This is a genomic window from Brevibacterium sp. AGC70 (genome assembly GCF_057334195.1).
The window spans coordinates 93806-104777 of record NZ_JBHFIH010000003.1 but is presented as its reverse complement, the minus strand read 5'-3'; the positions used below and the strand labels follow the sequence as shown (position 1 = coordinate 104777).

Sequence of the window (10972 nt, the reverse complement as noted above, 5' to 3'; positions counted from 1 at the left end):
GCCGCTGACTTCGTCAACTGGTACGACTCGCATCCGGACGTGGCCCAGACCTGGCCTTTGGATGCCGAAAAGGTCGCGGTCATCGGCAATGGCAATGTTGCTTTGGATGTTGCACGCGTGCTGGCGAAGCAGGCTGATGATATGCACACGACGGAGATTCCTGATCATGTCTACGAGGGTCTGAAGTCCTCGAAGGTCACCGATGTGCATGTGTTTGGTCGGCGTGGTCCTGCGCAGGCGAAGTTCACCCCGTTGGAGCTGCGTGAGCTGGGGCATGTCAAGGATGTCGACATCATCGTCTACCCCGAAGACTATGAGTTCGATGAGGGGTCGCTGGCTGCGATCGAGTCGAACAATCAGACCAAGCAGGTTGCGAAGACGCTCACGGACTTCACGATGCGTGAGCCGGTGGGAGCCAAGCGACGTCTGCACCTGCACTTCCTCCATTCCCCGGTGACCATCCTCGGCGAGGACAAGGTCACGGGGCTGCGCACGGAGCGGATGGAACTCGACGGATCCGGTGGAGTCAACGGCACCGGCACCTTCCATGATTGGGAGATCGACGCCGTGTACCGCGCCGTCGGCTATGCCGGCACAGCACTTCCGCAGCTGCCCTTCGACTCCGGCCGGGGAGTCATCCCGAACCATGAGGGTCGGGTCGTCGACGCAGATGACCAGAAGGTCTCTGCCGATGCAGACGTGGTGCAGGGCGTGTATGCGACTGGTTGGATCAAGCGTGGTCCTGTCGGCCTGATCGGTCACACGAAGGGTGATGCCCTGGAGACGATCGGTCATATCCTCGATGACCGTGCCGCGGGTGTCCTGACGGAGCCTGTGTATCCGGATGACTCCGCGATCGTCGAACTGCTCGAGTCCAAGGGCGTCGACTACGTGGATTGGGAAGGCTACCATCGCGTGGAGACAGCAGAGAAGGCGCTCGGCGAAGCCGAAGGTCGTGAGCGAGTGAAGATCGCAACTCGCGAGGGTATGCTCTTCGAGGCCCGTAGCCACCTCCAGGCGGAAGCGGCCAGCCAGCCCGCATCGGGCCACTGACTTCGACGAGCCACTGAGTCAGACAAAGCACTGAGTCAGACAAGGCACTGAGTTCGACAACTCAATCCAGAAATCTGCGAGCGCGTCACCGTATCGGTGGCGCGCTCGTGGTTTGATGGGAGCAGTGAGGACCCTGTGACAGAGGAGGTACGGTGAGCGCGGATTCGGCGATGAGGGAAGTGGTCTCGCAGGCCTATGCGCAACGGCGCGACGCCTGGGAATCTGCCGCCGTGCGAATCAAACACTGGCTCAAACAGCAGCAGAAGGGTCTCCTGAAAGACAAGGACATCTCCCGCCTTGACGTCGACGGGCATCGCATCAAGGATCCGGCTCGCACCATCGCCAAGCTCGTCGAAAAGTCCGCCGACGACCCGGAGCTGCGGATTTCCTCTCCACGTGACGTTGAGGATCACATCCGAGACATCGTCGGAGTCAAGGTGCTGTGCAAATCACCGCGCGACCAGAAGATGATGTTCGACTCGCTCAGAGATCCGGAGCAGCTGGGCGCCTTCGTTCTCATCGAGCAGAAGAACTACGTTGACCCACCAAAGCCCAGCGGCTACCGGGCCTGCCATGTGACCCTGCAGATTCCCTCCGACCAGGGTGCGCCGGTCTTCGCAGAGATCCAAGTCAAGACCAGGCTCCAAGACGCCTGGGGCGAGCTGACTCACGAGGATATGTACAAACCCGGCGCGGCGATGAAGCCCAGTGAGCTGCACGGTGAGTTCGCCCGGGCGATGGCGAACATGCTCGCAACTGTCGATGACATGGCCGATACCCTCGCAGTCGAACTCTCTGCCCTGACGAACCCCGACCTCGACACCGGTGTGCCCTCGGCCACCGACTCCACGATCGAGGTGAAGGTGAGGGCCACGGGCCCGAAGTACGCGCTGGCGGTCGACGGCGATGGCCGTCAAGGTCTCATCCCCGCCTTCGCCGTCCGCAAACTCAGCGACTCCAAGGGCACGATCAAGGTCAACGACTTCGTCAGCGTCGACGACCGCCTGCGCGTCACCGTCGAAGAGGATTCAAAGGGCCTGTACTACATCCCGAGGGAACTGGCATGAGCTCAGATTCGGCATCAGATCATTTCTGGAACGTCTGCTCCATAAATAATTGTGGAGCAGACGCTCTACAATGCAAGGGTGGAAGCGAATAGCCGTGGACGGCCGCTCGAGTTCGATCGAGCCCGGGCCCTGCTCGACGCCGCACGATTGTTCTGGCGCCTCGGCTACAGCGGAACGTCGACTCGGCACCTGAGTTCGGCGATCGGTATTTCGACGTCGAGCCTGTACTCGGCATTCGACAGCAAGTCCGGACTGTTCGACGAGTGCGTTCGGGTCTACGCCCGGCGCTACACCGCTCTGTACGAACAGGCGGTCGCCGCGCAGTCCATCAGGACCGTCGTCGATGAGCTGCTGAGATCCTCGGTCATCGAGTTCACTCAACCCGCGGATTCGAACCCCGGTTGTCTCATCACCAGCGCAGTCATGTCAGAGGTGCCGGCGACGCGCAAGGCGCGCGGAGACATATCCACCATGCTGACGAAGAACGAAGGACTTCTCCGAACTCGCGTTACCAGAGCGATTGACGAGGGCGAGATCCTGGGCGGAACCGACGGTGATGTCGTCGCCGGCTTTGTGCAGGCGCTCTGGCACGGTCTGGCTGTCCAGGCGAAACACGGTGTCAGACGCAACGAGCTGCTGCGGGTCGCCGATTTCTCGCAGAGGGCCATGTGGTCGACCTACTCGAGGTGAGCTCCGCCTTGTGTCATCGGGCCTGTCGGTCCACGCGATTGCCAGGGTCTTCACCGCGGTGACCTTCTCCTCGGCCGCGGAGGGCGGCGAAGCCTCATGAACGTTCAGCTCGGTCTCGGCTGACACCGCGTGGGGAGTATCCACCACCGAAGTCGAGGTGGAGACGCTGAGTGATTCGCGATCACAGTCCTGCAGGACCGACAAGCTGGTGGACAGGTTGTCGGCCATAGCAGTGCAGCCGTCGATGATACCGGCGACGAGGTGGACTGAGGTTGGAGTCTCCGCGGCGATGCGGCATGCATAGTCCGGATCGGACGCGCGGGTGGCTGCTGAGACGTCCACACCAAGGGCATCGATGCCAGAATGCGCCAGCGCGGACAACCCTGCTCGCAGACTTCCGTGCGGGGCCGTGACGAAGATCTGCGGGCGAGTGTTCGACCTGTTCAGGGCGGTGTAGGCACGGGAGGCGGCCTCGGCGAGCTCGGAATCGGAGTGTTCGTCGAAGTCGGTCACGAGAGCAGGTTCGTCCAGCTGAACCCAGTCGACTCCTGCCGCGGCGAGAATGCTGATGACGTCGAGGTAGGCGACAGTGAGTTCGTCGAGCCGGTCGAACGCCGAGATGTTCGTGTCTGGGCTGGTCTTCGACAGGGCCAGCAGGGTCACGGGACCGACAAGGACAGGTCGGATCGTGTGACCGGCGCCTCGTGCCTCCGACACCAGCGAGAGAAGGTGCTGGGGCCGGGCCCTGAACGGGGTGGAATCCTTGAGTTCCGGCACCAGGTGGCGATAGTTGGCATCGAACCACCCGTCGACCCCCAGGGGCGTTCGCTGCCCCGTGGCCCGTGCCGCGGCGAAGTATTCATCGAGGTCGAAGTCGGTGCCGGTGGGCTGCGACTCGATGAGTCCGACGCTCAGGGCAGTGTCGAGGACATGGTCGCAGTGGCTGTAGGAGGCGGGGATCGAATAGTCCTCGTCCAAACCAAGCTCCCGCAGGCGACTGTAGGTGTTCAGCCGCAGGGAGCGCATGCACTGTGAGAAACCCTCGGCATCGATGCGGCCTGCCCAATAGTTCGCGAGAGCCTTCGTCTGCTCACGATTCGGGCCGATGTGCGGATAGCCGATGACGGTGGCTGTGGGGAATGTGCTGGACATGCCGCCATCCTGCCGTCGTGCGCGGGGCGGCGGTGGGGCAGGCGACCATCGCCGACACCTGCCGTCATAACCAGCTCAGAGCGCGTCTCGAGCCGTCAGACAACGTCTTATTGAGACATGCTGGCCGCAGAGAGGACCAGTCATGGGGGCAAGCGGGGATGTGGGTGAGGGGAGTGCTGCTTACCGATCGTTGCGACTCAGCGGTAGTTGACGAACTGCAGGTCGAGATCGAGGTCCTTGCCCTTGAGCAGGGCGATGACTTCCTGCAGGTCGTCGCGCTTCTTCGAGCTCACGCGCAGCTCCTCGCCCTGGATCTGTGCCTTGACGCCCTTGGGGCCCTCGTCTCGGATGTACTTCGAGATCTTCTTCGCATTGTCTTTGTCGATGCCCTCTTTGAGGCTGGCATCGATGCGGTATTCCTTGCCCGAAGGATAGGGTTCGCCGTCTTCGAGGGACTTCAGCGAGATGCCGCGCTTGACCAGCTTCGACTGGAAGACGTCGAGGATCGCCTTGACGCGGTCCTCGCTGACGGCCTTCATCTGGATGGCTTCTCCGGTCCAGGCGATCGAGGCGTCGGTGCCGCGGAAATCATAGCGTGAGTTGATCTCCTTGGCGGCCTGGTTCAATGCGTTGTCGGCCTCCTGCCGGTCGACCTTGCTGACGACGTCGAATGAGGATTCGCTGGCCATGAATGCTCCTTGTGTGGTGAGAAGATGGACGAGTATCTGGTCACCGAGTGTAGTCGAGACGCATAATTGTGATCTGCGTCTATCGAGTTGGTGATTCGGGGTGGGTGCTTGTAGTATTTTCAAGTGCTCATCGAGCACACACTGCGGCAGATTGCCCGAGCGGCCAAAGGGAGCTGACTGTAAATCAGCCGGCATTGCCTTCGAAGGTTCGAATCCTTCATCTGCCACGCAGAAGTGAGAAGCCCCGTGATCTTCGGATCCGGGGGCTTCTTCGCATTCACCCCCATTGCGCGGCCCCCGGCGCTTCTCTACTGTGGAAGAAAAGCCGAATGGAATCGTCGCCATGAACGAAGAACAGCCTCCCCGTCGCATAGGTTCGCTCGAGGATCGCAACGCAATCGTCGAATCCGCTCTGGACAAAGCGATCAGACGCGGCGACTTCGACGACCTGCCCGGTCTTGGCAAGCCCCTATCCGGTCTCCACAACTCGGAAGATCCCGACTGGTGGGTCAAGGCCAAGATGGATCAGGAAGACATGAGCGGCGTGGCTCCCGCCGCCTTCCAGCTGCGCAAGGAGAACGCCGTCCTCGAGGACACGCTCGATGCCTTTTCGAGAGAGGCCGACGTGCGCAGCTATCTCGCCGGGTTCAACGATCGTGTCCGTGACGCCATTATGGATCTGCGCGAGGGACCGCCCGTGTTCACCCCGCCCCGGAAGGTCGAGGATGAGGTCGCGGCCTGGCGCCGACGCCGAGCTGCGAAGCCTGCGCCAACGCCGAACCCGCCCCCGGCCCCGACCACAGGTCAGGGCGAGGAGCGGGAACAGCCTCGGCGGTGGTGGCAGAGGAAGCGGAGCTAGATCTCCGCGCGCAGACGTTCGAGGGCCAGGTGAGACAGCAGTGCCGCCTGATCGCCGAGCACTGTGTCGTCGAAGATGACGAAGGGGGAGTGGTTGTCGCCCTGCCGTTCCTCGGGCACGTCCGTGCGCTTGGCGCCGAGCATCATATAGGTGCCCGGAACCTCCTGAAGGACGAATGAGAAGTCCTCACTGGGCATGATCGGGTGCGGTGAGACCTCCATCCGGTCTTCGCCCAGCAGGCCGCGGACCTGGTCGATGGTCCATGCGGTCTCAGCCTCGTCGTTGACGGTCACGGGGTACTGAACCTGGAAGTCCACCTCGGCGGTGCATCCGTGGGCCTCCGCGATTCCTCTGGCCAACTGCTTCGATTGCGACCGCACCGTGTCCAATGACTCCTGGGACAGGGTGCGGACCGTGGCACCGAGGCTCGCCGAGGCGGGGATGACGTTGACCGCCTCACCGGCCGTCAGCTGTGTCACGGACAGGGCGATCGGGTCGAAGGTGCTGATGCGTCGGCTGACCATATTCTGCAGCGCGGTCACGAGTTCGGCCAGGGCCGGGACTGGGTCGATCGCCGACTGCGGCTGGGATCCGTGGCCGCCTCGTCCGTGCAGGGTGATGTGGAGGACATTGGAACCGGCCTGCAGTGTTCCGGGCTTCGTCGAGACGACTCCTCTGGAGCCCATGTGGACATGGGCTCCAAAGGCGGCGATCACCCGACGTCCCGCAGCGTCGAGGACACCCTCGTTGATCATCACTGAGGCGCCGTTGTAACCCTCCTCGCCGGGTTGGAACATGAAGACGACATCGCCTGCGAGCTCTTCCCGGTGCGCATGCAGCAGTTGGACGGCACCCACGAGTCCCGCGGTGTGCAGATCATGACCACAGGCGTGCATGTTCCCATTCGTCGACCTGAACGGTTCGTCGGTGAGTTCTTCGACGGGCAGCGCGTCCATGTCGCCGCGTAGAAGGACAGCCGGAGCATGCGCGGGCCGCTCGGGGTGGGTTCCACGCAGGACTGCCACCACCGAGGTGGTCTCAACGCCCGTGCTCACCTCCAGATCGAGTCCTTCCAAGGCAGTGAGAACCGCGGCCTGGGTGTGCGGCAGATCGAGGCCGACCTCGGGGTGGGAGTGGAGACGTCGTCGGAATTCCTGCAGCTGGGGTAGGAGGGCATTCGCCTCGCTCAGAAGGGTGCTCACAGCATTCCCACGAGGACGCTGGCGATGACGACGGAACCGGCACTGACCGAGGTGAACCCGCCGACGAGCATCGGCGGCAACATGACATTGAGGAGGGCTTCCTTCTCGTCCTCGTCACGGGCGATGGAGCGAGCGACCTCGTTGGTCAGCAGGTAGTCGGCAGGAAAGCCGTACATGGAGGTCAGTGCCACCGACATTCCCAGAGTGGCCTTCCACCTCAGCAGCTTCGTAGCGATGTAGCCACCGACAACGATGCCGATGCCGCCGACGACGAGGATCGAGATGGTGGGCAGGAAGGCGTTGATGACGTCCTGCACCGAGGCCGAGACCAGCGGGGCCATGACGATGGCGATCACGCCGGACATGGCGATGCCGAAGGAGTTTGACCGCTCCATCGCCTTGTCCGGGGACAGGCCGATTGCGGTTGCGACGATGCCGAGGACGAGTGCGAGGATCGATGACGGGATGTGCGTCGGGCCGGCAAGCAGGGTTGCGATGGAGCCCCCGACGAGGATGAGGAAGAGCATGAACAGCTGGTTGTCTACGAGGAACGCCGGCAGGGTCACGAGCTTCTTCTTCGCGGCGGCGTCGGCCTCGTCCTCATGATGAGCCGCGGCCAGCTCGTGGAGTTCGCCGCTGTCACGCAGCTTCGTCGCATAGCGGCGGAGCAGGAAATTCGTCAGCGGCATCGACGGCAGCGACTGCAGCATGAGCACCAGAGCCGGAAGCACGATGATCGCCGATGCGGCTCCGGACGCTGTCAGGCCCTCGGTCGTCAGGCTGGTGGCGACGATGCCGCCCGCCAGTGGTCCCGAACCTGCTACGAAGGTCTCGAATCCGAAGATGGGAGCGATGATGAAGAAGATGAGAAGTACGGCGACGAGCATTCCGGAGACGGCGATGATGACCGAGCGCCACTGCTTGAGCATCACGCGCAGAGGGATAAGCGTACCCATGTGGAAGAGCAGAGGAGCCACGAGGATGGTGTAGACCTGGACGAGCATCGAATCGTCGACGACGGTGTCCGGGACGATGCCGATCTTGGCGAAGATGAAGATTCCCAGCATCGCCACGAGGAGGCTGGGGATGCGAGCCTTGGACCAGATCGAGACCAATTCGCCGATGGCGATGAAGCCGAGCACGATCGCGGCAGCGTAGATGCCTTCCATAGCGATCCTTTCGAAGATGGTGAGTGTCGTGTGGGCTCGGTTGTCACATCCACAACGGCGTGGATATGAAGCAGCTCACAGAGAGTACGTTATTGCCTGTTTTCGGATAGTGCCTATGCCTTTCTCAGCATTCAAGATAATGAAGACGATTCAGGTCCAGCATGACCGTGCAGTGAGGTGAGACGGAGTGCGCCCGGATTGAGGCGAGAGCCGGGGCAGGGCATAGTCTGGGCGTATGAGTTTTCTGCAGTTCCTGCACGAACGAGGCATCACTGAGCGACCTGGTTCCTCGAAGCGTCCCCTGGTGATCGCGCACCGCGGTTATTCCGCAGTGGCCCCGGAGAACAGCCTCGCCGCAGTGGATGCGGCACGTGCCCTCGACGTGGACTTCATCGAAGTCGACACCTCGACGAGCGCCGATGGGGTCCCGGTCATCCTCCATGATCCGGATCTGGATCGGACCACGAATCGGAAAGGACCGGTGGCGAACCTGACGGCGGAAGAGCTTTCCTTCGTCGACGCCGGCTCCTGGATGGGTCCGGGATTCACCGGTGTCCGGATACCCACGCTGGCAGCAGTGATGCGAGATATCCAGCACCGCGGCGGTGAGCTCCTGCTCGAACTCAAGGGGGAGTGGTCCTCCGGTGCGGTGGCTCAGATCTCCGAGCTCGTCGTTGCGACCGGAACCGCTGACCGGATGGTCGTACAGTCCTTCAACACCGAGACGCTGGCGGCCTGCAGAGACATGCTGCCGATGGTTTCGCGGTTCCTTCTGCGCATGGTCCCGCGCCCTGAAGACATCGAGTTGGCACGGGCCCTGGGTGCCGTCGCGATCAATCCCTCATTCAAGGGCTTCTCCATGCGCAGGTCCGTTGTCACCGAGATCCGTGACAATGACTTGGGCGTATTCGTGTGGACGGCTGATTCCATGGACGAATGGCGTGAGCTCCTTGATGCCGAGGTCGATGGCATCATCACCAACCAGCCCGGCCGTCTGCAGGGTTTCCTGGCGGGTCGATTCGACCCGGTGATGTGAACTCCTGCAGTCTGTGAGTGACGTCACTGAACGCCGATTTGCCCTCGCTGCGCGAAGCCGTGTAAATTCTTACCTGTTGCCCCGATAGCTCAGTCGGTAGAGCATCTCCATGGTAAGGAGAAGGTCAAGGGTTCGAATCCCTTTCGGGGCTCTCGTGCCGCTTAAATGCGGTGCTGGGGCGGGGTAGCTCAGCTGGTTAGAGCGCACGACTCATAATCGTGAGGTCGGGGGATCGAGTCCCCCTCCCGCTACTCACTTCCTCCCTCACCAGGGCATATAGCCCGGTGGGGGAGTTTTTTATTGCCCAATCGCGGCCAGAAATGCGCTTACGATGGGTTTTGGAACCAGGAGTCGAGCAGGCCCACCACTCCACGAGGCCCAATGTTGAGCCGCTGCACATAGTGCTTAGCCGTCACCCGATCTCCGAATGCCCAAGCTGCTTCGACGCATTGTCGAGCCCGTCTGCACCGTAGATGGTCGTCGCCACGGTCTTACGAATCGACCGCGGCACCACCCATTCCAAACCGGCCAACTCCCGCACCTGCCGGAAATGCACACGATACGACGACGGAGTCCGCCACGTCCCCATCTCGGCGATGTGACGACACCCGCATTTATGAAAGGTTCCTTTGTGAATACGTTGAAGCGAGTGCTTGGCACTCTTGTTGCCTCCCTGTTCGTCCTCTCCCTAGCGTTGGTCGCGGGTACGTGGCTATGTCACTAGAACTGGCCTCACCCTGACGGTCTGAAATGGCCCCATCCTGTACCCCATTTGTCTCCACCGGTTCTCACTGAAACTGCCCAAACTTCATATTTACGGGGGATGCGCCCGAGATCACACCCGACATAGTGTCAGTCCGTTCGCTACTAACAGCGAACGAACTCTCCGCTCATCGAAAGGCGCCACTGTGAGGAGATCAAGACCAGCATTGGCCTGCGCAACCCTGACGTTCCTCCTTCTCAGCTTCGCATTCACCCCAGCCACAGCTTCCGAACCAGACGAAGTCAGCGAAGAAGGAATCACATCGTCGCAGGGTCCGTCTCCCTACGTTGAGGCCGACACCGAAGAAGAAGCGATGCGGAAACTCGACGCGATCGAGAAAGAACACCCGCAGGGTATCTCGGCCCAGGCAGCATACAAACGGTACGGCCCCTGCACCTTGCACCCTGCCGGATTCCACACCCGAAAGTCAGCCGGACACAAGTACGGTGGCGTGAAACCGGTCACGGTCTGCACAAAAAATGTGACCGGAATCAAAATGGCTTCCCAGCTGAGGGTGAAGAACAGTCTCATATGGGCCAAGGCCGGGATCCAAATCCCGCAAACCGCTAACGACAAGGACCTTCGTACGGGCGGCAAATACAAGAAGAAGTACTATACGGTGAAATTCACGCAGACGAACATAAATTACAAGTGCAAGGGAACGAAGACACACAAATGGTCAGCCAGCTCGATTGGCCGACTGCGGTATCAGGGCCGGACACTTTGGGCGCGGGTGACTTCGCCGATACTCTCAGTGCAATGCGGTCCGCACTAGAGTCCGCTGACATGCAGATGAGGTGATTATGGGTAACCAGAAGGTATTTTTACTCTTCGCTAAACAGCCTTCGCCGTTCGACTCGGAAGAGATGATCGATCCGTTCATAGGGATTGTGACTGACGAGCGAGATTGTGAGCGGTTCGAGGCCGAACGCTCGGATTACGAAGTCAGTTGGGAAGAACGGTTCATCAATGATTCGGAGGGGCATTGGGTTGAGCCTGGCGATACCGTGTATGGCTATTTTTACATGTCGACGATCAGAGAATCCCCTGAGGGGGAAGTTCTCGACCTGTTGACTGATGCAGCCATCGAGTCCGTGATGTACCAGCAGGCCAACGCCCGCAAAATGCTTGCGATTGGTCATATTCAGGTCATTACCGTTGGCGACATTCGGCTGGATGGCAACTTCCCAGTCGTCGATGAACCCGCGGACTGGGACAAAATCGACAACTAGACGAGGCACGCACGCTTTTCCTTAGCACTGGACGGGGGGGAACCACTGGCGGTTCTGCCC

10 protein-coding genes, 3 tRNA genes and 1 pseudogene are annotated in these 10972 nt (G+C 61.2%); 10 read left to right on the top strand and 4 right to left on the bottom strand.

The genetic code is table 11. From position 1 onward, the window contains the following. From ACE03M_RS03565 to ACE03M_RS03555, 3 genes and pseudogenes are all read left to right on the top strand, one after another. The coding region (locus ACE03M_RS03565; protein WP_485932772.1) for a ferredoxin--NADP reductase domain-containing protein at positions 1–1053 on the top strand (1053 nt) is incomplete at its 5' end. A 152-nt stretch (positions 1054–1205) separates the two neighbouring features. After that, positions 1206–2120 (top strand): GTP pyrophosphokinase, encoded by a 915-nt coding sequence (locus ACE03M_RS03560; RefSeq protein WP_485932771.1) that lies wholly within the window; start codon positions 1206–1208, stop codon positions 2118–2120. Positions 2121–2171: 51 nt separating this feature from the next. Next, positions 2172–2375 (top strand): annotated as a pseudogene (locus tag ACE03M_RS03555) (TetR/AcrR family transcriptional regulator); the annotation flags it as partial. Between the two features lie 171 nt (positions 2376–2546). Here ACE03M_RS03555 and ACE03M_RS03550 read toward each other — a convergent pair. Both ACE03M_RS03550 and ACE03M_RS03545 read right to left on the bottom strand, forming a co-directional pair. Further along, positions 2547–3962 carry a hypothetical protein gene (locus ACE03M_RS03550; protein ID WP_485932770.1) on the bottom strand — a complete coding sequence of 472 codons (1416 nt, stop codon included), beginning with the start codon at positions 3960–3962 and terminating at the stop codon, positions 2547–2549. Between the two features lie 197 nt (positions 3963–4159). Beyond that, positions 4160–4651, bottom strand: coding sequence for a YajQ family cyclic di-GMP-binding protein (locus ACE03M_RS03545; protein ID WP_186293020.1), 492 nt, complete (start codon positions 4649–4651; stop codon positions 4160–4162). A 145-nt stretch (positions 4652–4796) separates the two neighbouring features. Here ACE03M_RS03545 and ACE03M_RS03540 point away from each other — a divergent pair. Next, a tRNA-Tyr gene (locus tag ACE03M_RS03540) sits at positions 4797–4878 on the top strand. 116 nt (positions 4879–4994) lie between these two features. Further along, the gene (locus ACE03M_RS03535) at positions 4995–5510 is read left to right on the top strand and encodes a DnaJ family domain-containing protein (protein WP_485932769.1); all 516 of its coding nucleotides are present in this window, start codon (positions 4995–4997) and stop codon (positions 5508–5510) included. On the opposite strand, the gene ACE03M_RS03530 is transcribed toward ACE03M_RS03535, so the two are convergent. Together ACE03M_RS03530 and ACE03M_RS03525 are read right to left on the bottom strand one after the other, a co-directional pair. Continuing rightward, positions 5507–6712 carry a M20 metallopeptidase family protein gene (locus tag ACE03M_RS03530; RefSeq protein ID WP_485932768.1) on the bottom strand — a complete coding sequence of 402 codons (1206 nt, stop codon included), beginning with the start codon at positions 6710–6712 and terminating at the stop codon, positions 5507–5509. The genes ACE03M_RS03535 and ACE03M_RS03530 overlap by 4 nt on opposite strands. After that, positions 6709–7881 (bottom strand): hypothetical protein, encoded by a 1173-nt coding sequence (locus ACE03M_RS03525; RefSeq protein ID WP_143921984.1) that lies wholly within the window; start codon positions 7879–7881, stop codon positions 6709–6711. The genes ACE03M_RS03530 and ACE03M_RS03525 overlap by 4 nt, the downstream gene beginning before the upstream one ends. 235 nt (positions 7882–8116) lie before the next feature. Between ACE03M_RS03525 and ACE03M_RS03520 the strand changes: the two genes are divergently transcribed. The 5 genes from ACE03M_RS03520 (at position 8117) to ACE03M_RS03500 (ending at position 10912) form a co-directional block, all read left to right on the top strand. Then, positions 8117–8917 (top strand): glycerophosphodiester phosphodiesterase, encoded by an 801-nt coding sequence (locus ACE03M_RS03520; protein WP_143921983.1) that lies wholly within the window; start codon positions 8117–8119, stop codon positions 8915–8917. Positions 8918–8995: 78 nt separating this feature from the next. Then, positions 8996–9068 (top strand) — tRNA-Thr (locus tag ACE03M_RS03515). A gap of 26 nt (positions 9069–9094) precedes the next feature. Beyond that, positions 9095–9168 (top strand) — tRNA-Met (locus tag ACE03M_RS03510). Between the two features lie 678 nt (positions 9169–9846). Then, the gene (locus ACE03M_RS03505) at positions 9847–10455 is read left to right on the top strand and encodes a hypothetical protein (RefSeq protein WP_485932767.1); all 609 of its coding nucleotides are present in this window, start codon (positions 9847–9849) and stop codon (positions 10453–10455) included. Between the two features lie 28 nt (positions 10456–10483). Further along, the gene (locus tag ACE03M_RS03500; RefSeq protein WP_485932766.1) at positions 10484–10912 is read left to right on the top strand and encodes a hypothetical protein; all 429 of its coding nucleotides are present in this window, start codon (positions 10484–10486) and stop codon (positions 10910–10912) included. Positions 10913–10972 lie beyond the last annotated feature (60 nt).